We start from the raw sequence: 25,423 nt of genomic DNA on the forward strand, positions 1-25,423 counted from the left end.
GCTAGGTTTGATCTAACCATATCATCCCCAAACTTGAAGGGACTTATGTAATAAGCATTTTAAATACACTCACCAAATCCCAACCTTACATTCCCAAAAACAGACCGACTATGATGGGTTTTTATGCTGTTGTCCCACTAAGTTTCTTCTTTTGCTTCTCCTTATGCCTGCGGCGCTGTTCCTGAAGAAGCTTGAACCACATCCGCCATCCGCCTTCGACTTGAAGCACACGGGTGAGTAGTGTAACTCCAGCGATTAGGACGGCTGTAATCCGAATTTTCACTCTGAAATCGAGCTCCGTTCTAAATTCCATTTCATCAGACCATACCGGCATAACCTGAAGCACAGGTGTCTCATCAAAGCGGATCTGATAGGTGAGAAAACCAATAATAATGGACTTGACACTCCACACCCAGCCCGTCAGCACCGCTGTATATGCTGCATCACCAACGCCGATGTGGGTAGCCCAGGACAGTTGGGTCATATGTACGCGTGTAAGTGTTTGCTTCAGCCACAGCTTGAGCGCGTCCGTTGCCCTAAGCATAATTTTTACATCTTTAGCCCACTTTTTGACTTTGCGTTTGTTGACCCGCTCGCTTCCCTGGGCCTCGCCTCTCGAATGATTCATGGATTGTTCGGTCTTGACCAGAAAACCTTCCTTCATATTGCGAAAAACAATACTCGGAATCTCATAGTTAATCCGCACAATTCCATAGAGAAGACGAACATTAATATTGGCGTAATCATCACTTTTATGTTTACTGAATGTAAAATGTACATGAACATTTGAGATGAGGACTGCGGCAATCAGCAATGCGAACAACAAACCGATTCCTCCAAGCCAAATCCACACAGGCCTTACCTCCAAGCCCTCAATTCTTTTCTCGTCTAGTATGGCACTTTGAATAGGAAAAAATTCACGTCTGACCTAAAAATCCCATTTCATATTTGTTTGGAACCGGTCCGTAACCTTTTATATACACAAATTGGACTAAAGATTAGTTACACTGGTCACTCCGATGACAGAATAACCTTCCGATCGCTGTTATCCCCGAATTTTTTTGATTCCCTTCTCTAAAGGGTAAATCCGGGGATAAAGGCGAACACTCCGTTTCTTCAGATTATTTCTGTCCTCTCCGTTATGTGTAAAATCTTTAGTTCAATTTATCTAAAATAATGCACAAAAAAACCGACTCCACTGATGGGTGTCGGTTAGTATGAGCTTGCTAATTAGAGTGAAGAGTCCGTATTATCGTCTTCGTTGTCGATATGACTTAGGTCATCCGCCGGATCAGCACTTTCCGGTTCCAGTTGTTGCAAATCCAGTTTGTTGAACAACAGTTGTGTCTCTTCTTCCAGGTTTTCCGAATCTTCGAACAAGCCCGGTTCCGGAAGGTCTTTAATTGAAGCCAGTCCGAAATAATCGAGGAATGACTTGGTTGTTCCGTACAGAATTGGTCGTCCGATCGCCTCGGCTCGTCCCACTTCAATAATTAGATCCTTATTCACAAGCGTATGGATGGCCCGCTCCGATTTTACACCGCGGATTTCCTCAATCTCTACCCGTGTAATGGGCTGCCGGTACGCTACAATAGCCAGCGTCTCCAGAGCCGCTTGGGATAAGGACGTACGCGCGGGAGAGTATGCCAGTTTCTCGAAATATACAGCGTGGTCAGGCAAGGTGCCCAACTGAACTACACCCGCGATCTTGAGAATCTGTACACCTCGTCCCTGCTGTGAAAATTCATGAATCATCTCCTCAATCGCGTCCGTTACAAGTTCCACTCGCTGGTCGACGATCTCGGCGATTTGTTTGATACTCAGACCTTCTTCTCCGGACAAAAACAGTAGGCCTTCAATAATCGATTTCAATTTCGGAAAATCCATGATTCTTTGTTTCCCCTCTCCACTCCATAACGATATCCTCAAACATCCGTTCCTGATAACAGACAATCTGCTTCATCTTCATCAGTTCCAGCACCGCCAGAAAAGTGACAACAATCTCATGGCGATAGATATGCTCATCCATCAACTTGGAGAATAACAGTCTGCCTCCCGGCCCCATACTTTCCAAAGCGCCGATGACATCCCGTATCCGGTCTTTAACCGAAATCTCATCCCGTTTGATTCGAGTTACAGTTGTGCGCTTCTCAGCCTTGCGTAGCGCCTTCTGAAAGGCTGCAATCAGGTCAGAGGTGTGTAAACCCTCAACCGGATTCGATTGGGCTTCTACGGGCATATAGGGGCGCAGATCCTCGGGCTCTTTGGAAAATATAAGGCTGCGTTCCCACTCCCGTTCATGAAGATGACGCGCAATTCCCTTGTACTTGCGATATTCTATCAGACGTGCAATCAGCTCTGCACGTGGATCATAATCTTCTTCTTCCATAAAATCATAATCCTCGAAGTCCTCAATGACCGGTGGTTTGGGCAATAAAAGTTTGCTCTTGATCGCCAGCAATGTTGCTGCCATGACCAGAAATTCACTCGTAATATCCAGTTCCAGTTCCTGCATCGAATGCAGATACGCCATGTATTGATCGGTAATATCGCTGATGGGAATATCCTGGATATGAATTTCAGCCTTATCAATCAGATGAAGCAGCAGATCCAAAGGCCCTTCAAAAGTCTCCAGTTTGTATGTAACTACCGTCACTAGACGAATCCTCCCGCCAGAAAAATACAAAACCCTGCTAAGCCGTCCGAATCCGGTTTCCCGTGTTCGTCTGCGCAAAGCAGGGCACTACTATTAAATAAGCACTATTTTAGCTGTTTCGTCAAGTTTGCCATCTCAATTGCCGCCGTAGCTGCATCCCAACCTTTGTTACCCGCCTTGGTTCCGGCACGTTCAATCGCTTGTTCAATATTTTCTGTTGTAACCAGTCCAAAGATCGTAGGCACGCCAGTTTTCAGGTTAATTGCTGCTACCCCTTTAGCCATCTCGTTGCACACGTAATCGTAATGCGTAGTTGATCCACGAATAACGGTTCCCAGGGTAATCACCGCATCATACTTGCCGCTCTCCGCCATTTTCTGCGCAATCAAAGGGATTTCGAACGCACCTGGAACCCAGGCTACATCCACTTCATCATCCTGCACGCCGTGGCGTTTGAATGCATCGAGTGCTGCGCTAAGCAATTTACTGGTAATGAATTCGTTAAAACGTCCAACGACAACTCCATATCTGGATCCTTCTGATACTAAATGTCCTTCAAAAAATTGTGGCATTCAAGTCATCTCCCTAACGGTATAATGTAATGTAAGTAACGGAAATCCCTAAGTAATCTCTTCCATAAATTACATGGTGAACGTTATTCATCTAAAATATATTTACTGTTCGTTCTGCTCGATATCATCAAACTTGAGCATATGCCCCAGCTTGGCTTGCTTGGTATGAAGATACACCGTATTGTCCTCGTTCTCCTCCATCTGGATCGCGACACGCTCTACGACTTCAAGTCCATATCCTTCAAGGCCTTTAATTTTACGAGGGTTGTTAGTTAACAGTCTGATCTGACGAACCCCAAGGTCTTTCAGAATTTGAGCGCCAATTCCGTAATCACGCAAGTCGGCAGCAAAACCCAAACTCAGGTTTGCATCAACAGTATCCATACCTTCCTCTTGCAACTTATAGGCTTTGAGTTTGTTGATCAGGCCAATACCCCGACCTTCCTGTCTCATATACAGCAGTACGCCATTACCTTCCTCGTGAATCTGTTTGAGTGCTGCATCAAACTGCGGACCACAGTCACAACGATGAGAATGGAATACATCACCTGTCAAACATTCAGAGTGCACACGTACAAGCACAGGTTTCGAACCATCAATTTCTCCTTTGACCAGAGCCACATGTTCCTTATTGTCCACAGCATTTGTATAAGCCACCGCTTGAAACTCACCAAAGTCCGTCGGCATACGCACAGCCACTTCACGTTGAACCAGTTGCTCTTTTTCGTTACGGTAACGAATCATGTCCTGAATACTGATCAGCTTCAGATCATGCTTGCGGGCAATCTCCTGCAGATCCGGAAGTCTGGCCATCGTGCCATCTTCCTTAATCACTTCACAGATAACGCCAGCAGGGTAGGAACCACACATGATAGCGAGATCTACAGCCGCTTCCGTATGTCCGGCACGACGAAGTACACCGCCGTCTTTTGCAATCAGCGGGAACATGTGACCAGGCTTACGGAAGTCCCCGGCTTTTGCCTCAGGATCGATTAGACCTTTCACGGTAATAGAGCGTTCATGTGCCGAGATACCTGTTGTCGTATCTTTGTGGTCCACAGAGACGGTGAAGGCTGTTCCATGGAAATCCGTATTTTGTTGAACCATCGGTTTCAGGTTAAGTTCGTCCGCACGTTGTTGTGTAATCGGAACACAGACCAGACCTCTACCTTCAGTAATCATGAAATTAATGACTTCAGGCGTCGCCTTTTCGGCCAAAGCGATAAAATCGCCTTCATTCTCCCGATCTTCATCATCCACAACAATGACGGGTTTACCACGCATGAGATCATATATGGCTTCTTCTATTGTGTCCAGAATGGATTGTTCTGACATTGGTCCACCTCCAGTTAATTTCTGTTCTCTATTTATGCAAATCCGTGATTGGAGAGAAAATCTTCACTGATACTGCGCGGCTTGCCAGTACCCGTCTCCCGATGTCCTCTCCCATACTGGAGCAGATGATCCACATATTTGCCCAAAATATCGCATTCGATATTAATGGTATCCCCTGTCTTTTTCACATTTAGTACAGTTTCACCAATGGTATGCGGGATAATGGAAACCGTGAATGCGGTATCTGACGTATGGACAACGGTCAAGCTAATGCCATCCAGTGTAACCGATCCTTTGGGGATCAGATATTTGAACAACTGGTGATCATCAGGCTTGATCTCAAACACAATTGCATTCTGATCACGTGTTATACTACCAATCACTCCAGTACCATCGACATGACCCTGAACGATATGTCCGCCAAAACGACCGCCTGATTGCATGGCCCGCTCCAGATTAACTTTACTGCCAGATTGCAGCTGACTGAGATTGGTATGGCGATAGGTTTCAGGCATTACATCGGCGGTAAAACCTCCACCTTCGAGCGTTGTCGCAGTTAAGCACACGCCGTTCACTGCTACACTATCACCAATCTTCAGATCGTCCATGATGGCGGAAGCTCCGATATTCAGGACCATCGCTTCGCCTTTCCGACCAATACGCCGGATCTGACCAACTTCTTCCACCAAACCGGTAAACATGCTGCCGCCTCCCTTTTTCAAGTTATAAAGAACCTAACTTTTTACTTTCAAATCTATTTATTTATTCAGGCCACACCGGAATACCGCCAATGCTGATATTATCTCCAACTTGTTCGATCTCCAACTGATTCAATTGAATCGCCTGATTCATACGTTCCACACCCTCGAAGCGGAAGCTTCCAGGTGTATCATAACCGCCTACAATCTTCGGAGCGATAAACATGAGCAGTCGATCAACCAACCGTGCCTCCAGCATAGCTCCATTCAAGGTACCTCCACCTTCAAGCAAAATTGAACCAATGTCACGCTCACCCAACTTGCTAAGTCCGTTTAACAGATCCACACGTGGTCCAGGACCACAGCGTATAATTTCGACGCCATAGGCTTCCAAACGTTCAGCAGCTTCAGGACTGGCTTCGTCTGTTGTCAGCACCCATGTTGGAGCAAGACCATCCTTAACCATTTTGGCACCTACGGGAAGCCGTAACTTGGAATCCACTACAATGCGCACTGGACTAATGCCTTCGACTTGCAAACGGGTTGTTAGTTCCGGATTATCGGCGATTACCGTGTCGACGCCAACCATGATTCCCTGGTGACGATGACGAAGGGCATGCACAATCTCACGAGCGGGCTCGTTAGAGATCCACTTGCTGTCTCCGCTACGAGTAGCAATTTTGCCATCCAGAGTAGTAGCCGTTTTCAGTGTCACGAAAGGTAGACCCGTTGTGATAAATTTAATGAACTTTTCATTCATGCGTCTTCCACGCTCACGCAGTACGCCAACTTCAACTTCAATGCCTTGTTGACGAAGCATGCTTATACCCCTGCCGGATACTTGCGGATTTGGATCTTCACAACATACCACAACACGTTTCACCTTTTCATGAATCAGGCGTTCACTACAAGGTGGCGTCTTGCCATAATGACTACAAGGCTCAAGTGTAACGTATACCGTACTTCCCTCTGCATCACTGCCTGCCATGTTAAGTGCATGCACCTCTGCATGACCGGTTCCACGTTTCAGATGGCTCCCCAGGCCTACAATACGGCCTTCTTTCACAACTACACATCCAACGACCGGATTAATCCCCGTCTGTCCCTGTGCTCGTTCCGCCATATCCAATGCCAGTGCCATATAAAATTCATCATTGATCATTTCCAAATCCGTTCACCCCGCGGTTTAAAGTCTTGTTTATTAAAAAATCCCCGTCGAACAATCAGTTCGATGGGGATGATGAGAGACAAATGTCACCAGCAGGAGTGAAATGGATACAGCACGCCAACACTTTGCCCAAAACTTCATTTCGGGCAAGTGAAAATAGACACATACCTTAATGAACATCAATTACAGGTAAAGAGCTTTTATAGTGCGGCATATGTATGGAACTGTCCGGCGTAACCGGATCTTCCCTGCACAGTGCAAGACATCACAAATCGTGACTGTGCAGCAATACTCCTGCTGAATGCAAACCTGTTAGGTCTGCACCTCTCCTTCTCCCATCCAGACTATACTGTCGGTTCTGGAATTACACCAGATCAGCCATCTGCCAATGGCAGACAGGTCACGGACTTTGCATCAAGTGCTGGACACATAGGTCCTTACACTTCCTGCATCACCGCCGGTAGGGAATTGCACCCTGCCCTGAAGGATTGCTTTCGTTATTACTTGGATGTTAGCACTTTAATGCCAAAAAATCAATTGTTTTTTGTTCCTTTTTGTCACATACTAACTTTTAATAAGCTAAGAAACAACAAAAACCGCTTCCTCTCAAGGAGGCACGGTTTTTGCTTGGAGGCCCATTTCACACCCATCGTATCATTCTACATATCAGGAAAACACCAGCTCGCCATATGCTTTAATTCTTTGGCATTATGAAATGGAGTGCGGTCAGGTTCTTGCAGGGGCGAAGTCGGAAGCGGGAACTCTCTTGCCACCCTTCTGACCCAACTTGTGGAATCAATCGCTATAGCCGAGCATTTCCAGCGTCCATTCGCTCTCGGTCGAAACGTCCCATGCAAATCTGCTTTACCCGGCATCTCTGGAAAGACTCCATCCAGATATTCGACAATGACGCGCTTGTCTCTGACTTCATGACAATATACAGTCACCCATACACCTTCCCGGACCCGAACAGCATACACATCGCCAGACTGTACCTCCCCGGTACCTGCATCAGGAGATGCCTTTGGTACTTTTCCGCGAACACTTCTCTTTTTCTCCAATGCCCCTAAGATCGTGTCCTTTACAGCTGGACTCTCACCAGGCTTATCCGCAAGTGATATGTTATTCAGATCAAAATCATGAAATATCTTGTTCAGGTTGTTCTCATTAATTCCGACAGATGAGTCCCACCACGCCAGAGGGGCCTGCACTTCCACCCGCACATTGGGGCGTGCGTCACGCTGCATGTAAGAGGTGAATTCCGTGATCATTCCAGGATGTTCCGGCGTATCCAATATGCCAATCAGAGCTAACGTCTCAAGTAAATCACGGTAGGCATATTCCTTCTGTGTAGGCAAAAGACGTTCCTTCTTGAGCGCTACTGCTGCCTTGCTGTAACGTGTTTTGGGAGGTAATTCGCGCAGCACCGTTAACACCGCACGGAATGTCCAGCGGTCGTACTCATTGGGTATTGGAAGCTCCTGTGCGGTAGCCAGCTCTCGAAGTGCCAACACGCATCCAAAAGGATCACCGTCCAACGGGGTTCCATTGGTCATCCGCCAATACCATTGCAGCGTTGTGTCGGTTGCTTGATCTACACTTAATCCGCAGATCTTACAAGTGTTCGAAGATGGATATGGCGTATGTTCATGGCTTGGCATACTGCTCGCAATAAGCTTGCCCGTAAGCAACGAACGCCAGATCATGGGTGCTGACCACAAAGAGGATACAAAGGCCTGCGCTGCATCATTGATCGTCCATTGATTCGCAACTTTTTTCAGCTCAGCAATCGTTTCATCATGTTGCGGACGTACAAAGCGATTCGGTTCATGCCCGGCTGCCTCAAGCGCTTCTCGATCCTTTACGGATAGACTATCCGGAACGACATGGCGCGATGCCTGCAATTCTTCATCCCACAACGTGCGCTCACTATAAATTTGTTTTAACAAGCTTAGCTGAGTAACCATATCCAAGGTTTTATTCATCCTTTCTAATCACCGATTTCAAGTATGTAAAAATAAAAAAAGTGCTTCTATAAAAGAAGCACTTCATGTTTGGATCCAGTTAAGGTGAAGGTATTAAGCTTCTACAACTTCAACAGTTTCCATTTTGTCTTTACCTTCTAAAGCATCCACGAACTCCATACCTTTAGTTACTTTACCAAATACCGTATGTTGTCCATCCAAATGTGGTTGCGGTTGGTAGCAGATGTAGAACTGGCTTCCACCTGTGTTACGGCCAGCATGTGCCATAGCAAGTGTTCCGCGCTCATGTTTGTTCGGGTTAATTTCACAGTTGATTGTGTAACCTGGGCCACCTGCACCGCTACCGTTAGGGCATCCGCCTTGAGCTACAAAGCCCGGGATAACGCGGTGGAATGTAAGACCATTGTAGAAACCGGAATTAGCCAGTTTCTCAAAGTTTGCTACTGTGTTTGGAGCTTCTTGATCGAACAGATCGATCAGAACTTCTCCGCCGTTTGCCAATTTAATTTTCGCTTGTTTCGCCATATGTAAATGACTCCTTTCGTATTGACCATCGTTAATGGTGCCAGAACGCATGACCCTGGGCCAAGCATTACAGCACTTTTCTTAGTGTACACCGAAAATGTCTGGATCGCAAAAAAAACGGCAACTTTTTTCATGATTTAGCTCAAATACGCAAAAAGCAGACAAAAAAGGAAGGTCCTTTTTCATCTGCTTCAACTGCAAAATCCCTATATCTTGAATAATGCAGAATCGCATTATCTTTTGACGAATTAGCGAGTTACTGGCTGTTTTCCAATGCGCGCAGGTACCAGGTCATTCTGGATGATATCTTGATACGTCTCACGGCGTACCACGACATCTCCTTGACCGTCTTTGACAAATACAACGGCCGGACGACGAATCCTGTTGTAGTTGCTCGCCATGGAGTAGTTATACGCACCTGTGCAAGCTACAGCGAGTAGGTCGCCACTTTCTACTTTTGGCAGGTCCAGATCCCAGATCAACATATCGCCACTCTCGCAGCATTTACCCGCAACAGATACGGTTTCCTGAGCAGCCTCATTCGCACGATTGGCAAGCACGGCTTCATACTTGGATTCATACAAAGCAGGACGTGGGTTATCGGTCATACCACCATCAACGGCAACGTATTTACGCACGCCTGGGATGTCTTTGCTTGTTCCAACAGTATACAGCGTTGTTCCCGCTTCACCCACGATGCTGCGGCCTGGCTCAACCCAGATCTCAGGTACGGCATAGCCGATTTGAGCAAAATGATTTTTAACGGCATCTGTAATAGCCTTCACGTATTGTGCAACTTCAAGTGGCGTATCTCCATCGATATAACGGATTCCGAATCCACCACCAAGGTTAACCACTTTGAAAGCAACATTAAGACGCTCATATACACTTGCTGCAAATTCAGCAACACGTTGAACCGCCATCTGGAAGCCTTCAACTTCGAAGATCTGGGAACCGATGTGGGAATGCACACCGAGCAATACCAGGTTAGACTGCTTGGAAGCCAAGTCAATCGCTTCAAATGCTGTACCATTGCCGATATCGAATCCAAATTTCGAATCCGTTTGACCTGTGGAAATATATTCATGCGTATGTGCCTCAACACCAGGCGTCACACGAAGCAAAATGTTTACTTTACGATTTTTGTCCGCTGCTACAGCCTGCAACAGATGCAATTCATTGAAGTTATCAACAACAAAACATCCAATCTCTGCATCAAGAGCCATTTCGATCTCTTCCAGCGTTTTGTTGTTACCGTGGAAGTGAATGCGCTCAGCCGGGAATCCTGCTTGCAGTGCAGTAAACAGTTCACCGTCAGATACAACATCCAGGGAAAGTCCTTCTTCAGCTGCAAGGGCACACATCGCCATTACACAGAATGCTTTACTTGCGTAAGCAACCTGGAAGCCTAATCCTGAAGCACGGAATGCTTCCATGTACTCTCTGCAACGCTCGCGAACCAATTGCTCGTCCACAACGTACAGGGGAGTTCCAAATTGTTCTTTCAGATCTGTTGCATCAACTCCGCCAATCTCCAGATGCCCTTGCGCATTTATTTTACTTGTACCATGTAAATACATAATCTGCATTCCTCACTTTTTATATACTGGAACAATTGATATTCCAATGATTTTACACCAGTATATCAAATTAGGCAGCGAGATGAATGGATTTTTCGGAAGATCATTTGTGTTTTTTACTTTTTTGCAGTTCTCCGTCCGGATCATCAGACATTTTGGTGTTGTCACGGGTTTTATTGAATGATGGACGTTTTTTATTTTCCAGCAGCGGAAGCCGGAATAAAAAGTTGCCCAAGGCCTTTGCATTAAACGGTATAAAAGGCCAGAGATACGAAGAATTATACGACCGGTGAACGGTGAGCGCCAATATGAGCAATGTACAGCCCACGACCAATCCCGGAACCTTGAATATCGCAACAGCGACTAGCAGAACCAGCCTGACCAGCCTATTGGCGAGACCCAACTCGTAACTCGGCGTGGCAAACATACCGATGGCTGCGATGGCCATATAGAGCACAACCTCATTGACAAAGTATCCTGTTTTCACCGCGATATCCCCGACTAGAATGGCCGCGATTAAGCCCATAGCCGATGCCAGAGGTGTAGGCGTATGAACCGCTGCCATCCGTAATAAATCGACGCCCAGTTCGATCAGTAGAAACTGTAGAATCAGCGGTAGCTTTACATTTTCCTGCGGACCAATGAAGTCAAGTCCCATCGGTTTAATCGAAGGGTCAATAACCATCAGAAGCCATAGTGGTAGCAAAAACAACGAGATGAGAATCCCTGCAAAACGGACCCATCGTAAATACGTTCCCATTAAGGCCGTCTGTCTGTTCTCCTCCGCATGTTCACACAGGTCAAAGAAGGTCGTAGGCAGAATCATCACACTCGGGGAAGTGTCTACAAAAATGACAACTCGTCCTTCCAACAAATGAGAAGCTGTAACATCTGGTCGCTCGGAATATCGAACGAGTGGGAACGGATTCCATCCCTTGTTGATAATCGCTTCTTCCAGCTGTTTGTCGGCGGCCGGAATACCATCAATATCCACTCGCTGAATTTTTTCCCGGACAGAATCCACCTGCACTTTATCCACAATATCATCAATATACACCACACAGACATCGGTTTGTGTTCTCCGCCCCACCTGCATGATCTCAAATTTCAGTCCAGGGTCGCGTATTCTGCGACGCACTAAGGTCACGTTGGTCAAGAGCGTTTCGGTAAAACCGTCTCTGGAACCTCGGACTACCCTTTCCAATGAAGGTTCTTCTGGTGAACGAACCGGGTAACTCCGGGTATCCATAATTAAGACCGAGCGGTCTCCTTCAACGAACATTGCGCTCATCCCGGTAAGAACCTTGTTGATGACCGCACTCATCTTCTCGACTTTTTCTACCTGAATATGGGGAATGTAACATTCGAAATAGGATTTGAGCGCGTGTCCTGACACGTCATCCGGTGTGAGATAGGTCAATCTTTTTAACACTTCAAGCAAAATCTCATCCTTCGCAAAACCGGTAATCATCAGCAATCCGACGTGCTTGCCACCCAGAACCATTTCCCTCATATTCACGTCGAACGATTCTCCAAGCCCCAGTACCTGTTGCAGTGTATATCTGTTCTCACTCATGCGTGGGGAGATGTCATCGTTTTCCTGCCAATATTGTACGGATTCCTCAATGCTGTCGGACATCTCATTTTGTTTTTTCTTATTGTACGCTTTCTCCTCTTCTTCCTTTTGAATCTCATAAGCAGACTTGTGTAACATCTCTTCCGTTATACCTTCACTATTTTCCTGGCCTGTGTGCTCCGTTCGTTCATCCATCTTCCATCCTCCTATGGCCACGAGTTACCGCTGATATATGAAAAAATCAAACAGGGAACCTGTCATTTTGCCCAAAATCATGGCGAGCAGTAATCCAAACAAATAAGGTTTCATGCCCAATCGTTTGGCTAGCACGGGCAGTACATTAAGCACCTCGGTGAGCGCTGCGGCGAGCAGACCGATGAACACGCCACAGAACAAACCAACGATCGGGCTGAGCAGCAGCACCCCATGCATCTTCCAGTGCCAGAAATCCGCCACCGTCCCGAGCAGTGAACCACCAATTAGCGCCCCTTCGTACCAGTGAGTTTTGTCATACGATTGCGTAAGTTGAGCCAACCTGGGAATCATATCGAGCACCAGAATGAGCGCAATTACGCCGCTCCCTACGGCAATCCCCCCTGCAATACCCAATACAATGCTGATTGCTCCATTAAGAACGCTCATCCGCATTCATCTCCCTGCGTTCCTGCTCGTGCATCCGTTCACTTTCTTCAATCACCACATATTTATCTACATTTTGCTGGTATAGGAACATCTCTACTTCCAGCGGGGTAGGTTCCTCATTCCACTTCTTCTTGAACAAATGATTAAAAAATACTGCCATTCCGAATCCAATGCCAATGGAATACGCCACTTGGAACAGATAGGGATGTTCGTCCCGATGCCCAGTAAGCATCTCCACAATACGAATCTGTACTTCCTGCATGTTCACATCGGCATGAAAATTCATAATGGTTAAGGCCGATCCGAAGAACAGCAGCAGCCAAACCAATATGAACAGAGACTTGGAAGGTTGACCATTTCCCGCAATGACTTCAACCAACGTATGGCCTGATCCTATCAGTTCCACACTTACCTCCGGCAAGATGTGCCGAATTTGGGGAATAATCTGCAATATATCAATGAGGATCAGATTGCCATCCTCTGGTCCAGGGCTTAGCAGTTCAAGCTCCAATAGCCTGCCCTCTTGGTCTTCTGAAGAGGTCAGTACATGTGCAATGTCTCCAAGCTTGACTGCTCTGCCCCTCTGGATGCGAATACGGCTGCGCAGACGAATATAGACCATTGGAGTGGGTGTCTGGGACATCCATAGCACTCCTTTACTGCGTAATTTAGGTTAGTATTTGAAGAATGTGCAAATTTATTACAAACGGGTTGGAAAAAAGGTGGAAGGCTGAGTTGGCGCTGCGGGATGGATCGGTCATTGGTCGCTGTTGCTCGGGGGGAGGATACACGCAGACACTACGACGGCAGACCAACCTTCTGATCGCTGTTGTCTCCAAATTCTTTTTATTGATTTCTAAGTGTTAGAAATTTGGAGACAAAGGCGAACGCTTCGCTTCTTCAGGTCTAATCTGCCGCCTGCGTTGCTTATGTATCCTTAGATGAACCCTCACGCTTCGCTCCTTTCGACCGATTCCATCCCTCCGCTGCCCATCGTCCTCCCGTTTCCAAACGTTTGAAATAAATATGCTGGGGAGGTGGCAGGAAGGGAATTGAAAGATGAGCTTTTTGGGGTTATTTTGCGCAAATTCTATGACTTTGGAGTTGTCTTCTGGGACCGTCTAGACTACAGTTGTTTAGAAATTTGGAGACAAAGGCGCACGCTTCGCTTCTTCAGGTCTAATCTGCCGCCTGCGTTGCTTATGTATCCTTAGGTGAGCCCTCACGCTTCGCTCCTTTTGACCGATTCCATCCCTACGCTACCCCTCGTCCTCCCGTTTTCAAACGTTTGTAATAAATATGCTGGGGAGGTGGCAGGAAGGAAATGAAAGATGAGCTTTTTGGGGTTACTTTATACGCTCTCCTTGTGACCGGGTTGAGGCGCAACTGAGTGTGAAGCATTATTTTACATATCAAAAAAAGTCGCCGTATGGGCGACTCTTCGGTATTGGTAGTTAGGTTCATGGATCATGTACAAGAACTCAAAAATTATGTTCTTTTTCTCTTTTGTTCAATTCCCTTCCTAAATCGTAAAGGGGTTGAATTCATTGTTTTGCGGAATTGGTTAATGTAATAACTCGTGCTGTTAAAACCGACCTCATAAGCAATTTCGGTGATGCTACGCTTGGAGGATTGCAATAGTTCAATGCTTCTTTGGATGCGGTACTCTATCACATATTGCATGGGTGTGGTTTTCAGGATTTGCTTGAAATAACGGCATGTCTCCGATCGACTTAACTGTCCAGCCTTTGCAATATCTTCAAGCTTAATTGGATCGGCATAATTGAGATTAATCCATTGCAACATGTCTTTCATTCGGTTGTTTCTGCTCATCTCTGATGGATCATGTTCAAGAGAATATCCGTTCATAATCAGCAGTTTCCACATATTAAGCACCGCAGAAGCAACATTCACTTCGTAAAAAGGAACTTGGTGCACTAGCTCCTTTCTAATCCGTGCAACAGCATCCAAGATCTGTTCTCCCCAAGCGTTAGCTCTTTCGATATACAGAAAAGGCAAATTAGTTGCTGTTACATATGGATGTACGTACTTTATATACAAATCCGAAGGCATGATAACGTGTGGGGACAAATTCAGACATAAATAAATGCAGTTCTCGCTCACCCCGTGATCTTCGGCCATATGCATTATTCCACTGTTGATAAAAATCCCGTCACCTTTGGACAAAATCATCTTTTGATCGTTTATATGAAACAACGCCGTACCCTGAAGAACGGCAACAAACTGCAATTCATCATGCCAGTGGAGAGGAATATGTCTGTGAACATTTTGAACAATGGTTGTCTCATAACAAGCTATAGATAATGTATCGGTACGGTGTTGCGTCATTTCTTTCAAATGTTGATCAATGATAAATTCGATCTTCTGCATGGCCCTCATCTCAATATAGTTATATTTTTAAGTGTAATATTGATATAAATGTATCGCGTTTCTCCTTAATATAACACTATTCTTATATTTAAGGTGAGGCGAACAAGAATGACAACTTCTGCAAAACCCAAAATTTCAGGCATCGTACTCGTTCTGACGGGAGCCATCTGCTGGGGCATTGGGGGTACGGTATCTCAAAAACTGTTTCAACTGGATGGAATTGAGGTCAATTGGTATGTCACTGTACGATTATTGATTGCCGGGTTACTATTACTGGTTATTCAATCGTTTACACATGGACGATTTCAGATTTTTGATGTATGGAGAAATAAAAAAACGGCTGGGCAGATGATCATTTTCGGATTGGTGGGCATGCTCGCCGTTCAGTATACGTACATGGCATCCATTAAACACGGCAATTCAGCAGTGGCTACACTCCTGCAGTACCTGTCCCCTGTCATGATCATGATTTACATCGCACTCCGTAAGCAGTCTGTCCTCACACGCAATGACCTTGCATGCGCCGTTCTGGCTCTCAGTGGGTGTTTTCTCTTGCTCACTAATGGCTCGCTTACGCAGTTATCTGTCTCCTCGCTTGCAGTGATATGGGGCCTGTTATCTGGGGTTTCAGCTGCATTTTATACGCTGTATGCCGTGCAACTGATTAAAAAGTTCGATTCACTTGTTGTGGTCGGCTGGGCTATGATCATCGGTGGTTTGGGAATGAGCTTTATTCAGCCGCCCTGGAAAATGAATTTTGCTAACATCACGCTTGAAACCTACGGATATTTGATATTTACGATCCTTTTTGGAACCATGATTGCTTTTTGGTTTTATATTGCGAGTCTCAAAAGTCTTACACCCCAGGAAACTAGCCTGCTCGGGAGCGCAGAGCCGCTTGCTGCTGTTGGAACAACCGTCATATGGCTCCATGAACCTTTTGGATTCTATCAATGGATTGGTATGGCATGTATTCTTGGCATGATGCTGGTCATGCAGTCCAATCGTTTGGGATCTCCCCGTATTAACAACAAATAACCTCCCTCGCCATAATGCGCGATAGAAGGTTGTTAGTTGTCGTATATTGGTGTATATGCACCAATATTGTTGTTGCAACCCACGAAATCACTGCGCGATCTGGTCGCGGATGGATTGCAGTATTTTTTTCTCCAGACGTGATACCTGTACCTGAGATATACCCAACCTGCTAGCTACCTCGGACTGGGTCTGATCCCGGTAATACCTAAGATAAACGATTAACCGCTCCCGCTCGCTGAGACCACCGATGGCTTCGTTCAGGGCCAGCTTGTCAAACCAACGTTCCTGAGACTCATCGGCAATCTGATCCATTAACGTAATGGGATCACCGTCATTCTCAAATACCGTCTCATGGATGGAGGTCGGTGGTTTGTTCGCTTCCTGGGCAAATACGACTTCCTCCGGGGTTACCCCCAGCTCTGCGGCAACTTCCTTAATCGTTGGTAAACGATCCAGATGTTTGGACAATTCGTCCCTTTTTTTGCGGACTTTATTCGCCATCTCTTTCAGTGAACGACTGACCTTCAGGGTACCGTCATCCCGCAGGAATCGCTGGATTTCTCCGATGATCATCGGTACCGCGTAGGTTGAAAACTTCACGTCATAACTGAGATCGAATTTGTCCACTGACTTGAGCAGACCGATACAACCAATCTGGAACAGATCTTCCGGATCATATCCCCTGTTCATAAAACGCTGTACGACGGACCAGACGAGTCTGATGTTGCAGTTCACCAGCGTATCCCGTGAGACATGGTCACCCGACTGACTGAGCGCAATCAGCCGTTTGACCTCGGCATCGTCCAAATAGGTCTGTGAAGATGGTTTCACTTCAGCATCCATAAGAACACCAACCCCTAATTATACAATGCTTTCTTGGATTCAATCCTTTTTTTCATCTTGATGGAGGTGCCTCTGCCGGGCTCACTGCTGACTTCGAATTCATCCATAAAGTTTTCCATAATGGTGAAGCCCATGCCCGACCGCTCAAGTTCGGGTTTGGACGTATATAGCGGCTGCTTGGCCAGTTCAAGATCTTCGATTCCTTCACCGCGGTCTTCCACAATAATTGTAATCATGTCTTCCCGAATCTCGGCCTGGATGGACACCACACCTTCGGAGTTGTTGTTGTATCCGTGGATGATGCTGTTGGTCACGGCTTCGGAAATGACCGTCTTCAGGTCACTGAGCTCGTCCATCGTTGGATCAAGCTGGGAGATAAACGCAGCAACGGTTACCCGTGCAAACGACTCATTCTCTGACTTGGCCGCGAATTGCAGATTCATGAAATTTGTCCCTGTTCCTTCATTCATGAGACGACCTCCAGACCTGAGAGAGCAGTTCCCTCATTTTCGTATATCGGCATAATCTTAAACAGCCCCGACATTTCCAGCAAACGGTACACTGGCGAATTGACGTCACAGACCACCATCTTGCCACCTTTATTCTTAATGAGCTTGTATCTTCCCAAAATGACACCTAGACCCGAACTGTCCATAAATTGCAGATCTTTCAGGCTGAGTACGAGATGCTCGCTTTGTCTCCGCTGGATGGCTTCATCCATTTGCATCCGTACCATGTCAGCTGTATGGTGATCCAGCTCCCCGGATAATCGTACAATCAGAATCCCGCGATGGTGTTCCATTTCCACATGCAAGTTCACGTTTGCTCACTCTCCTCCCTGTCTTAGAACAAGGATTTCTACGCTTCCGAAGGCTTTTCCTGCCCCCCGACAAAACTAGAAGAAAACCCCTATTTAACTACAAAATATGTTCGAAGGATACGTGCAACTCGCAGAAATCGCCGTTTAGTCAAACAGGTTAGACGTTGTACGTTTGAACAGCTTCCACCAGCCCGCCTTATTCACATCCTGCGGAGCCTGAATGTCGAACTCCTTAATGACGTCGTTACCCTGGTAAACCACCAGTTTACCTATACTTTGCCCAGCCTTGATCGGAGCTTTCAATTCTTTGGCAACCAGCAATTCATGGCGGATGTCATTGGATTTGGCTCCTTTGCGCATCAGCACACTATAATTTTGCGTGGCATTCAGAGGCAACTCGGCAACTTCGCCTTTTTCGATCTTCAGACTGCCCAGCAGATCCCCTGCCTTGTAGAGAGCCTTCATCGTATATTGACTAAACGCATAGTCAAACATCGAAGATACTTCGCTGTTCCGTGTTTTGGTATTTGGTTCACCAAGTACCACGGAAACGACACGCAGTCCATCTTTGGACGCTGTTGCGGACAAGCAGAATTTCGCTTCGGATGTGTAACCTGTTTTCAAACCGTCTGCCCCTTGATAAAAACGAACCAGCTTGTTTGTGTTAACTAGCCAGAATGGCTTTTCCGTATCTTTGCGAAGGTAATCCTGATATGCACCGGTGTACTTCGTAATCCCGGAATGCTTCAACAGCTCACGGCTCATGACGGCAATGTCATGGGCGGAAGAATAATGATTATCGACCGGGAGGCCGTTACAGTTGGCAAAATGAGTATCCTTCATGCCAAGCTCCTTCGCACGCTCATTCATCAGCTGTACAAAGGCTTCTTCCGAGCCAGCGATCTTCTCAGCCATCGCTACCGAGGCATCATTGCCCGAAGCCATCGCGATCCCTTTTAACATATCATCAACTGTCATTTCTTCCCCAGGCTCCAGAAAGATCTGCGAACCGCCCATGGAAGCTGCGTATTCGCTCGTTCTTACTTTGTCCGTCAGCTTCAGCTTGCCCGAGTCGATCGCTTCGATCGTAAGCAGCATGGTCATAATCTTTGTAATGCTCGCCGGAGGCAGTTGATCATGACTGTTTTTCTCATAAATGACCGTTCCCGTATCTGCATCCATTAAGATCGCAGAGCGCGCCGACGGCGCCAGGTCAGTTCCTCCCGCTGCCTTCGGTGTTTCTTCAGCTAATGCCGTTGATGCCAAAAGGGACAGCAGGATACAAAGGGTCATGAACGATGCCATTATTCTTTTCTTCACAAGGTTACCTCCTCAAATGACTTGCTTACTGCATGTTCCATGCATGTACTGCTAATCATTGTCGGCCCGTTTTCAGTAAATTATTCCATGTAAAGCATGATTTCCCGAACTTTTATTGAAAATGTGGTCATAGCCAAAAAAACGCACTGCACTCAAGGAATGAGTAACCGTACGTTCAACACAACAAAAAAAAGGTTACCCCCCGATGATTTCTCATCCAAAGAGGTAACCTTCTCTACTCAAATCTTGCTTACATTTGTGGAATAACTGCCAATACCAGCGCCAGGAACGACTCACGCACACGTTCCGTCGTCTCCATAACCTCATCATGTGACAGCGGCTGGTCCAGAATTCCGGCAGCCATGTTGCTGATACAGGAAATACCGAGTACTTCCAGGCCTGCGTGGCGTGCCACGATAACTTCAGATACAGTGGACATACCCACTGCGTCTGCGCCCAATGTACGCAGCATTCTGATCTCTGCCGGTGTCTCATAGTTCGGACCAAGCATACCTGCGTATACCCCTTCACGTACGTTAAAACCTTGTGATGCAGCCGTATCCTTCGCCAGCGCACGCAAACGACGGCTGTATGCTTCCGACAGATCCGGGAAACGCACGCCCAGTGCAGCGTCATTTGGTCCGATCAGTGGATTTTTGCCTGTGAGATTCAAGTGATCCGAGATCAGCATCAAATCTCCAGCTTCATACGACGTATTCACGCCGCCTGCAGCATTGGTTACAAGCAGGCTGCTTACACCCAGTTCTTTCATAACCCGTACCGGGAAAGCTGTCAATTCCGGACCATATCCTTCGTACATATGGAAACGGCCTTTCATCATCACGACTGGACGACCTTTAATGGTTCCGACCAAAAGTTCACCTTCATGTCCTTCTACTGTGGACACTGGAAAATGCGGAATATCCTGATAAGCGATACTTACGCCATCTTCAATCAGTTCTGCCAGTACGCCAAGACCTGAACCCAAAATCAAACCGACTTCCGGCTTGATGGAGCTTTTGCTTTGAATATAAGATGCTGCTTCCGAAATCATTTGTTGGTTTAATGCTGTCATGCGATGTATGTTCCTCCTTGAGTTGAAACGATCCGTCTTATGTATAACGGCGTTTGGATGTATTCAATTTATTTTATCCTAAATCGGCCCAATGTTTCGCATTTATTTGTGAATGCCATGCGTCAAAATCTATCTTGCCCTCGGATGATGGGTTTCATAGATTTCTTTCATGGTTTTGCGACCATGATTGCCATATTGTTGTCCAGGCTGCTCCACGTGACCCAGCATGTCTTGAACCGCACGTGTATCCGCCCCATTGGCAATCAGGTGTGCTGCAAAAGAATGACGCAGCGTATGCGGCGTAATTTCTTCCGAGATTCCTGCGTCCACCGCCGCTTTTTTGAGCAGCTTCCAGAAGCCCTGCCGGGTTAAACGTCTACCAGATACATTCACGAATAGTGCCTGCTCGTCCGAATCGGTTTTGAGCAACTTATTTCGGAATTCCTCCACATATACACTTGCCCAATGTGCTGCTGGTGCACCGATGGGAAGGATACGTTCCTTGCCCGCCCCACCGCATCGTATAAAGCGCATGCCTGGCTGAACATCCCGAATGTCAAGGGCAATCAGTTCCGAGACCCTAATGCCTGTAGCATATAATAGTTCAAGCATCGCTCGATCTCTCACACCCTGCGGTGAACGAGTATCAGGCGCTGTCAACAGTTGTTCGATCTCTTGGATACTTAACACCTGTGGTGGCGTCTTGTCCGCCTTGGGAGCTTCCACATCAAACGTAGGGTCCTGTATAATATCACCCCGCCGCATCAAAAAATGAAAGTAGGAGCGCAGAGATACGATGCTGCGGGCAATGGTTGCATTGGCACGTCCTGCTTGTTTGAGCTGACCTGCAAACAGGACGACATGTGTGCGTCTGACCTGATCGGCTTCGCGTATGCCATATTCCTTATCTGCAAATTCAATGAACTTGTCCACGTCTCGGAGATACGATTCAAGCGTACTGCTCGACATCCCTTTATCATCTTCCAAGTATAAGGCATAGGCGTGTATCGTCTGTTTCATGTACAACGCTCCTCAACTGACAGATCTGCCGCTCTGGCAGACTGCTCCCGTATTTGCATCCCTGGCTGTTCGAAGCTACTCCCCGTACCAATAGAACAAACGGAGACGCTCTGCCATCGTAGGACGTCCTTCTCCATTACCCGGCCAATCCGTTTCCTGAAATACTTTGATTGCATTGCCAGTTGGCATCTGATACTGATCCACAGGTGAGATCCAGCCATTAAACAGATCCAGAACATGATAGAACAGATAAACTAATGCGGCAAAAACTATAATAAATCGAATAAAACGGAGCCCTTTCCGCACTGATATAATCATGGGCGTGTCCCCTCCTGATTCGAATCCGTTATTGTCCTTGAATCAGGGTATGTCCATAAACACAGGTTTATGCCATTCGGGGGAAACTCCAGATCATGTCCGGTGCCAAAAAAGCTCTCCCGTCAAAACCGCCGGTGAGAGCTTGAAGATATGCTATGTTATTCTTCATCTTTGGGTTTCTGTTCATTTTTAGCTTTGCAACGATAACAAATTCCATGAAAGTCCAGTCGGTGATCTACTACCGAAAAGTTGAATTCCCGCTCCAAACGCTCTTCAAGCGGTCCAAGCCAGTCTTCACGTATTTCATCCATACTTCCGCATTGAACACAGATTAAGTGATGATGGTGATGCTTGGATGTATCTCCGCGCAGATCATAACGCGCTACACCGTCGCCGAAGTTGATTTTCTCTACAACATGCAGCTCACTCAGCAGTTCGAGGGTACGGTACACGGTTGCCAGACCGATTTCGGGAGCCTTTTCTTTAACGAGCATGAATACATCTTCTGCGCTCAGATGATCTTCTTCATTCTCAAGAAGTACTCTTAAGGTGGCTTCCCGCTGGGGCGTTAATTTATATCCTTGGGACTGTAGTTGCTGCTTAATTTTATCAATCCGTGCTTCCATTTTCTCCCTCCCCCTAGGAAATCACTGCACACTGCAACTTAACCCACTCTTTTCATTATAGGGGGAGTGCGTAATTAAAGTCAACATTTTACACTATACGGTGCACGTTAGGCCGGTAGTAACATTGGCGTGACCCAACGCATCATCGCAGGTGTAACCCATGTTTCAAAAGACGCTACGCCGAGCAGCAATGCAGCCATAACCAAAGTTAACACTATATATGAAGCAAAAGGCCTTTGTCGACCAGGTGTTCGCTGCATCAAAACACGATTGCGAATGATGTATAACGAGAACGTCATCGCCGCCACACTGCAGATCAGGAGGATCGGAATGACAAATAGATTATGCGGTGCCACGGACACCAGTGCAAACAGCAGCCCTTTCCAGGAATACTGTCCAACAAGGTACCCCACTGTGAATCCAATGAGCACACCTTTCAAAAAATCCAGAACCAGTATACCGGGTAGTCCAACGACGGATAAACCCAGAATAAAGATCAGACCTACCCATTTCAGATGAAGCATGGCAATGTCCCAATATGCCCCGGTTTCAGTCACTTGTGCACTGTGCTGCACGGTCATGAAGAAATTACCGAGATAACCCTCCAGATCCTGACGTTGCTCGAGAGACAATGCGTTCACCATGAGCGCGCCAAAAATGACGCCGACCAGAAACAAGACGGCCACGAATACATATAACGAAGTCTGACCTTTAAATGTAAAGTAGGAAGAGCGCATACAGGTACGAGTCCCCTTTCCGGTATCATGCTGCAAGGATTTTCATTTACATCCTCATAGTCATTCTTATGAACCGGAATGCACCTGTATGACTTCTTGTCCAGATTGGAGCTCTGTATAGCGAAAGCTATATGAGTTGAACTAAAGATTATTTACACCGGTCACTCCGAGGCTTTTTCCTGAACAGCAACCTTTCCGTACGTACCGCCACCTCCGGAGGACAGCTCCAGTTGTCCGTTCCGTGCAGCCACAATCAAGCCTGCCAGCACAGGTCCAACAACTGCAGCAAGCTCTTCCTCACGCGTGCGATGAAGTACGTTCATTTCTGTACCAAAATGGTCCAGTAGCTGGCGCAGTTTGGCTTTGCCAAGTCCCGGGATGAACTCCAGTGGCACCTGATAATGATAGGCTGGTCTGTTTGCAGGAACATGAGGACTCTCTCGATCAGAGATCGCCAGGATGCGATCCAGCACCCCCTGCACCAGCTTCAGACTGCCACAGTGCGGACAGCGCTCTGCTGACATCGCTTGCTCATCCATAATGCTGCCACATGCTGCACAGTAGGTACGATGATATTTGCCCAGCCTTGGATTAAGTCCATAATTGGCCGCAATTTTCCTGCCGGCTTCTCCTTGAAGTGCCATACGGAACTCATCAAAAGAAGGTGCAGCCACTTGCAGTTCATTATACTCCCGTCCAATCTTACCGAGAGAGTGGGCATCCGAATTGGTCAGGAACGGAACATGATCCAGCTCCCGAATATAACTTGCCATGGATGAGTCCGAGCTTAACCCCAGCTCTACCGCATCCACGAGACTAGTATCCAGCACATCGCCCATACGGGATGCCGTACTGCCATAGATGCCTTTATGCGGTGTAAACACATGTGCAGGCACAATAAGTCCACCACGGGCCTTAATCTCCGCCTGCATCTCAAGAGCGGGCACGTAGACCCGCTGAGAACTGAGATTCACATTTTTCATATAACGTTTCATCCAGTCCGTGAAGGACTTCATCTTTTTCAGATCACGGAAGTACGCCAGCATATGGAACTCACGCATTCCAGGCTCGCGCAGCTCAATCTCTGTACCCAACAGAATGGTGGTGTCCTGGTAGGCAATACCGCCCCCCTCAATCTCGGACATGGTACCACTCTCCAGCAATTGCTCGATATCCATCTGTACAACCGGAGAATGACAATCAATAACACCAAGCAAATGAATTCCTTTGCGATCCGATGCTTCCCGGGCAATATTCTCAAATGTCAGATCACGACTGCCACTGATTTTAACAGCCTCACCCCGAGAGGTTCGTCCGATGTGGATATGCAGGTCTGTATAACAGGGCTCCCACGTCGTGGACGTTTCCAGTTCGTCTTGCATGCCTAGAACCGTCCTGTCGTTCTGTAAAGGTCCCACGCGTACACGGCCATCATCGTTTTGGCATCGCTAATCCGGTTCTCGTCCATAAGCGCATAGGCTTCCTCCAGAGTTATTTCGGCGACTTCAAGGAATTCATCTTCGTCCAGCGCCATGTCCCCTGCTTCCAACTCTTCAGCGATGTAAAGATGAATGATCTCATCTGCGAACCCCGGTGACGTGTAAAACGAACGCAAATGACGCAGCGACTTGGCTACATATCCCGTCTCTTCTCGCAATTCACGTGCTGCGGCAACTTCCGGCTCTTCTCCCGGGTCCAGTTTTCCCGCAGGAATCTCCACTTCGGTGCGTCCCATTGCCTGACGATACTGATCCACAACAAGCATGCGATCCCCATTCAGAGCGAGTACAGCTACCGCTCCAGGGTGCCGAATTATCTCACGTGTAGCCGTCTGGCCATTCGGTAGTTTAACGGTATCGACTTGAAGTGAAATCACTTTGCCCTCGAAGATTGGCTTAGTGGATACGGTCACTTCATCTAGTTTTGGATTGGCAGGTTGCGCCGCGTGGATGGATTGGGCAGATTGATTTGGTTTCATTGGTTCTTCAACTCCATATCGTAGGATTATATATAAATGGACTAAAAATATTTACACTAACCACTCCGATGACAGAACAACCCTTCGATCGCTGTTATCCCCAGATTTTTTTGATTTGTTTCTCTAATAGATAAAATTTGGTGATAGCTTATGCTTACGATGCAGCTTTCTTTCAGAAAGCTTTTAGGCGAACGCTCCGCTTCTCTTGGTTATTTCTGTCCTCTCCGTTCTTGTGTAAAGGATTAGCTCAATTTATACATTCGATTAATGTATAAATCTCTGATTTTGGGCATATGGTGAGCGTATAGAACTCTCACAGCAAATATAAACGAATCAGGGGGACTTTCAATGAATAGTTATATGACGCCTCAATCCTTACACGTGGTAGGACAAGCACGGCAAGTACAGCTCATACTCAAACAATGGTTACGCGAGTGGGGCCCGGATGCCAAGTTAATCGATCTCCTCGCTGGACGCAAATGAATGAGTCATTGATTTCAATTTGATCCTAAATTAACGA

Annotated in this window: 27 protein-coding genes and 1 riboswitch; of the genes, 2 read left to right on the forward strand and 25 right to left on the reverse strand. The window is 46.8% G+C overall.

All coding sequences use genetic code 11. The features are described from left to right. Positions 1-121: 121 nt before the first annotated feature. From NSQ20_RS20670 to NSQ20_RS20735, 14 genes are all read right to left on the reverse strand, one after another. Entirely contained in the window at positions 122-853 is a 732-nt protein-coding gene (locus NSQ20_RS20670) for a DUF2953 domain-containing protein (protein ID WP_340030798.1), read from the reverse strand. A gap of 377 nt (positions 854-1,230) precedes the next feature. After that, a complete protein-coding gene (gene scpB, locus NSQ20_RS20675) occupies positions 1,231-1,887 on the reverse strand; it encodes an SMC-Scp complex subunit ScpB (protein WP_036672307.1) in 657 nt (218 codons plus the stop codon). Beyond that, positions 1,856-2,656, reverse strand: a complete 801-nt coding sequence (locus NSQ20_RS20680) for a segregation/condensation protein A (RefSeq protein WP_127551006.1) — start codon at positions 2,654-2,656, stop codon at positions 1,856-1,858. Before NSQ20_RS20680 ends, scpB begins: the two co-directional genes overlap by 32 nt. A 104-nt stretch (positions 2,657-2,760) precedes the next feature. Next, positions 2,761-3,228, reverse strand: a complete 468-nt coding sequence (gene ribE / locus NSQ20_RS20685; RefSeq protein ID WP_017687651.1) for a 6,7-dimethyl-8-ribityllumazine synthase — start codon at positions 3,226-3,228, stop codon at positions 2,761-2,763. Positions 3,229-3,330: 102 nt separating this feature from the next. Beyond that, positions 3,331-4,563 (reverse strand): bifunctional 3,4-dihydroxy-2-butanone-4-phosphate synthase/GTP cyclohydrolase II, encoded by a 1,233-nt coding sequence (locus NSQ20_RS20690; protein ID WP_076318983.1) that lies wholly within the window; start codon positions 4,561-4,563, stop codon positions 3,331-3,333. 32 nt (positions 4,564-4,595) lie between these two features. After that, positions 4,596-5,264 carry a riboflavin synthase gene (gene ribE / locus NSQ20_RS20695; protein ID WP_127551008.1) on the reverse strand — a complete coding sequence of 223 codons (669 nt, stop codon included), beginning with the start codon at positions 5,262-5,264 and terminating at the stop codon, positions 4,596-4,598. A 61-nt stretch (positions 5,265-5,325) separates the two neighbouring features. Next, positions 5,326-6,429, reverse strand: a complete 1,104-nt coding sequence (gene ribD / locus NSQ20_RS20700) for a bifunctional diaminohydroxyphosphoribosylaminopyrimidine deaminase/5-amino-6-(5-phosphoribosylamino)uracil reductase RibD (RefSeq protein ID WP_036607842.1) — start codon at positions 6,427-6,429, stop codon at positions 5,326-5,328. A 323-nt stretch (positions 6,430-6,752) separates the two neighbouring features. Continuing rightward, positions 6,753-6,921, reverse strand: a riboswitch (FMN riboswitch). Between the two features lie 167 nt (positions 6,922-7,088). After that, on the reverse strand, positions 7,089-8,414 hold the full coding sequence (locus NSQ20_RS20705; RefSeq protein WP_340030799.1) for a hypothetical protein: 1,326 nt from the start codon (positions 8,412-8,414) through the stop codon (positions 7,089-7,091). 93 nt (positions 8,415-8,507) lie between these two features. Next, entirely contained in the window at positions 8,508-8,939 is a 432-nt protein-coding gene (locus tag NSQ20_RS20710; protein ID WP_017687646.1) for a peptidylprolyl isomerase, read from the reverse strand. 248 nt (positions 8,940-9,187) lie between these two features. After that, positions 9,188-10,519, reverse strand: coding sequence for a diaminopimelate decarboxylase (gene lysA / locus NSQ20_RS20715; RefSeq protein ID WP_017687645.1), 1,332 nt, complete (start codon positions 10,517-10,519; stop codon positions 9,188-9,190). A 103-nt stretch (positions 10,520-10,622) separates the two neighbouring features. Beyond that, the gene (locus tag NSQ20_RS20720; RefSeq protein WP_017687644.1) at positions 10,623-12,290 is read right to left on the reverse strand and encodes a spore germination protein; all 1,668 of its coding nucleotides are present in this window, start codon (positions 12,288-12,290) and stop codon (positions 10,623-10,625) included. A 24-nt stretch (positions 12,291-12,314) separates the two neighbouring features. Beyond that, entirely contained in the window at positions 12,315-12,743 is a 429-nt protein-coding gene (locus NSQ20_RS20725; protein WP_026080996.1) for a stage V sporulation protein AB, read from the reverse strand. Continuing rightward, entirely contained in the window at positions 12,724-13,380 is a 657-nt protein-coding gene (locus NSQ20_RS20730; protein ID WP_017687642.1) for a stage V sporulation protein AA, read from the reverse strand. The genes NSQ20_RS20725 and NSQ20_RS20730 overlap by 20 nt, the downstream gene beginning before the upstream one ends. 845 nt (positions 13,381-14,225) lie before the next feature. Continuing rightward, positions 14,226-15,128, reverse strand: coding sequence for an AraC family transcriptional regulator (locus NSQ20_RS20735; RefSeq protein WP_340030800.1), 903 nt, complete (start codon positions 15,126-15,128; stop codon positions 14,226-14,228). Between the two features lie 108 nt (positions 15,129-15,236). On the opposite strand from NSQ20_RS20735, the gene NSQ20_RS20740 reads away from it, so the two are divergent. After that, the gene (locus NSQ20_RS20740) at positions 15,237-16,166 is read left to right on the forward strand and encodes an EamA family transporter (protein ID WP_340030801.1); all 930 of its coding nucleotides are present in this window, start codon (positions 15,237-15,239) and stop codon (positions 16,164-16,166) included. Between the two features lie 87 nt (positions 16,167-16,253). Here NSQ20_RS20740 and sigF read toward each other — a convergent pair whose 3' ends face one another. The 11 genes from sigF to NSQ20_RS20795 all read right to left on the reverse strand — a co-directional run bounded on the left by sigF (position 16,254) and on the right by NSQ20_RS20795 (position 24,903). After that, complete coding sequence (gene sigF, locus NSQ20_RS20745; RefSeq protein ID WP_036607856.1) at positions 16,254-17,009, reverse strand: RNA polymerase sporulation sigma factor SigF; 756 nt, start codon at positions 17,007-17,009, stop codon at positions 16,254-16,256. A 14-nt stretch (positions 17,010-17,023) separates the two neighbouring features. Further along, positions 17,024-17,479: an anti-sigma F factor gene (gene spoIIAB / locus NSQ20_RS20750; RefSeq protein ID WP_036672324.1), complete on the reverse strand. Its 456-nt coding sequence runs from the start codon at positions 17,477-17,479 to the stop codon at positions 17,024-17,026. Beyond that, positions 17,476-17,829, reverse strand: a complete 354-nt coding sequence (spoIIAA, locus tag NSQ20_RS20755; protein WP_017687636.1) for an anti-sigma F factor antagonist — start codon at positions 17,827-17,829, stop codon at positions 17,476-17,478. The genes spoIIAB and spoIIAA overlap by 4 nt, the downstream gene beginning before the upstream one ends. 144 nt (positions 17,830-17,973) lie before the next feature. Next, positions 17,974-19,149, reverse strand: a complete 1,176-nt coding sequence (locus NSQ20_RS20760; RefSeq protein WP_091028867.1) for a D-alanyl-D-alanine carboxypeptidase family protein — start codon at positions 19,147-19,149, stop codon at positions 17,974-17,976. A gap of 250 nt (positions 19,150-19,399) precedes the next feature. After that, positions 19,400-20,224, reverse strand: a complete 825-nt coding sequence (locus NSQ20_RS20765) for a purine-nucleoside phosphorylase (protein WP_091018093.1) — start codon at positions 20,222-20,224, stop codon at positions 19,400-19,402. 129 nt (positions 20,225-20,353) lie between these two features. Next, a complete protein-coding gene (locus NSQ20_RS20770) occupies positions 20,354-21,244 on the reverse strand; it encodes a tyrosine recombinase (RefSeq protein WP_036607863.1) in 891 nt (296 codons plus the stop codon). 75 nt (positions 21,245-21,319) lie between these two features. Beyond that, on the reverse strand, positions 21,320-21,562 hold the full coding sequence (locus NSQ20_RS20775) for a DUF4227 family protein (protein WP_340030802.1): 243 nt from the start codon (positions 21,560-21,562) through the stop codon (positions 21,320-21,322). Between the two features lie 158 nt (positions 21,563-21,720). Next, positions 21,721-22,188 carry a Fur family transcriptional regulator gene (locus NSQ20_RS20780; RefSeq protein ID WP_036607866.1) on the reverse strand — a complete coding sequence of 156 codons (468 nt, stop codon included), beginning with the start codon at positions 22,186-22,188 and terminating at the stop codon, positions 21,721-21,723. A gap of 107 nt (positions 22,189-22,295) precedes the next feature. Then, positions 22,296-22,925: a stage II sporulation protein M gene (spoIIM, locus tag NSQ20_RS20785; RefSeq protein WP_017687629.1), complete on the reverse strand. Its 630-nt coding sequence runs from the start codon at positions 22,923-22,925 to the stop codon at positions 22,296-22,298. Between the two features lie 161 nt (positions 22,926-23,086). Beyond that, positions 23,087-24,307 carry an endonuclease Q family protein gene (locus NSQ20_RS20790; RefSeq protein WP_340030804.1) on the reverse strand — a complete coding sequence of 407 codons (1,221 nt, stop codon included), beginning with the start codon at positions 24,305-24,307 and terminating at the stop codon, positions 23,087-23,089. Between the two features lie 2 nt (positions 24,308-24,309). Beyond that, positions 24,310-24,903 (reverse strand): NUDIX hydrolase, encoded by a 594-nt coding sequence (locus NSQ20_RS20795; RefSeq protein ID WP_051447058.1) that lies wholly within the window; start codon positions 24,901-24,903, stop codon positions 24,310-24,312. A gap of 348 nt (positions 24,904-25,251) precedes the next feature. On the opposite strand from NSQ20_RS20795, the gene NSQ20_RS20800 reads away from it, so the two are divergent. Continuing rightward, complete coding sequence (locus NSQ20_RS20800) at positions 25,252-25,386, forward strand: Z-ring formation inhibitor MciZ (protein ID WP_100527202.1); 135 nt, start codon at positions 25,252-25,254, stop codon at positions 25,384-25,386. Positions 25,387-25,423: the final 37 nt, after the last annotated feature.

The sequence above is a fragment of the Paenibacillus sp. FSL K6-1122 genome, assembly GCF_037977015.1.
Lineage (GTDB): Bacteria > Bacillota > Bacilli > Paenibacillales > Paenibacillaceae > Paenibacillus > Paenibacillus amylolyticus.

Excerpts from the sequence above, each read along its gene's own strand:
- NSQ20_RS20790 (WP_340030804.1), bottom strand. The coding sequence starts at position 24,307 with ATGCAAGACGAACTGGAAACGTCCACGACGTGGGAGCCCTGTTATACA.
- NSQ20_RS20720 (WP_017687644.1), bottom strand. The coding sequence starts at position 12,290 with ATGGATGAACGAACGGAGCACACAGGCCAGGAAAATAGTGAAGGTATA.
- NSQ20_RS20735 (WP_340030800.1), bottom strand. The coding sequence starts at position 15,128 with ATGCAGAAGATCGAATTTATCATTGATCAACATTTGAAAGAAATGACG.
- NSQ20_RS20765 (WP_091018093.1), bottom strand. The coding sequence starts at position 20,224 with ATGACAGCATTAAACCAACAAATGATTTCGGAAGCAGCATCTTATATT.
- NSQ20_RS20690 (WP_076318983.1), bottom strand. The coding sequence starts at position 4,563 with ATGTCAGAACAATCCATTCTGGACACAATAGAAGAAGCCATATATGAT.
- lysA (WP_017687645.1), bottom strand. The coding sequence starts at position 10,519 with ATGTATTTACATGGTACAAGTAAAATAAATGCGCAAGGGCATCTGGAG.
- NSQ20_RS20725 (WP_026080996.1), bottom strand. The coding sequence starts at position 12,743 with ATGCGGATGAGCGTTCTTAATGGAGCAATCAGCATTGTATTGGGTATT.
- NSQ20_RS20795 (WP_051447058.1), bottom strand. The coding sequence starts at position 24,903 with ATGAAACCAAATCAATCTGCCCAATCCATCCACGCGGCGCAACCTGCC.
- sigF (WP_036607856.1), bottom strand. The coding sequence starts at position 17,009 with ATGGATGCTGAAGTGAAACCATCTTCACAGACCTATTTGGACGATGCC.
- spoIIAB (WP_036672324.1), bottom strand. The coding sequence starts at position 17,479 with ATGAATGAAGGAACAGGGACAAATTTCATGAATCTGCAATTCGCGGCC.
- NSQ20_RS20780 (WP_036607866.1), bottom strand. The coding sequence starts at position 22,188 with ATGGAAGCACGGATTGATAAAATTAAGCAGCAACTACAGTCCCAAGGA.
- NSQ20_RS20705 (WP_340030799.1), bottom strand. The coding sequence starts at position 8,414 with ATGAATAAAACCTTGGATATGGTTACTCAGCTAAGCTTGTTAAAACAA.
- NSQ20_RS20730 (WP_017687642.1), bottom strand. The coding sequence starts at position 13,380 with ATGTCCCAGACACCCACTCCAATGGTCTATATTCGTCTGCGCAGCCGT.
- spoIIM (WP_017687629.1), bottom strand. The coding sequence starts at position 22,925 with ATGCGCTCTTCCTACTTTACATTTAAAGGTCAGACTTCGTTATATGTA.
- scpB (WP_036672307.1), bottom strand. The coding sequence starts at position 1,887 with ATGGATTTTCCGAAATTGAAATCGATTATTGAAGGCCTACTGTTTTTG.
- ribE (WP_017687651.1), bottom strand. The coding sequence starts at position 3,228 with ATGCCACAATTTTTTGAAGGACATTTAGTATCAGAAGGATCCAGATAT.
- NSQ20_RS20800 (WP_100527202.1), top strand. The coding sequence starts at position 25,252 with ATGAATAGTTATATGACGCCTCAATCCTTACACGTGGTAGGACAAGCA.
- NSQ20_RS20740 (WP_340030801.1), top strand. The coding sequence starts at position 15,237 with ATGACAACTTCTGCAAAACCCAAAATTTCAGGCATCGTACTCGTTCTG.
- NSQ20_RS20775 (WP_340030802.1), bottom strand. The coding sequence starts at position 21,562 with ATGATTATATCAGTGCGGAAAGGGCTCCGTTTTATTCGATTTATTATA.
- NSQ20_RS20770 (WP_036607863.1), bottom strand. The coding sequence starts at position 21,244 with ATGAAACAGACGATACACGCCTATGCCTTATACTTGGAAGATGATAAA.
- NSQ20_RS20710 (WP_017687646.1), bottom strand. The coding sequence starts at position 8,939 with ATGGCGAAACAAGCGAAAATTAAATTGGCAAACGGCGGAGAAGTTCTG.
- ribE (WP_127551008.1), bottom strand. The coding sequence starts at position 5,264 with ATGTTTACCGGTTTGGTGGAAGAAGTTGGTCAGATCCGGCGTATTGGT.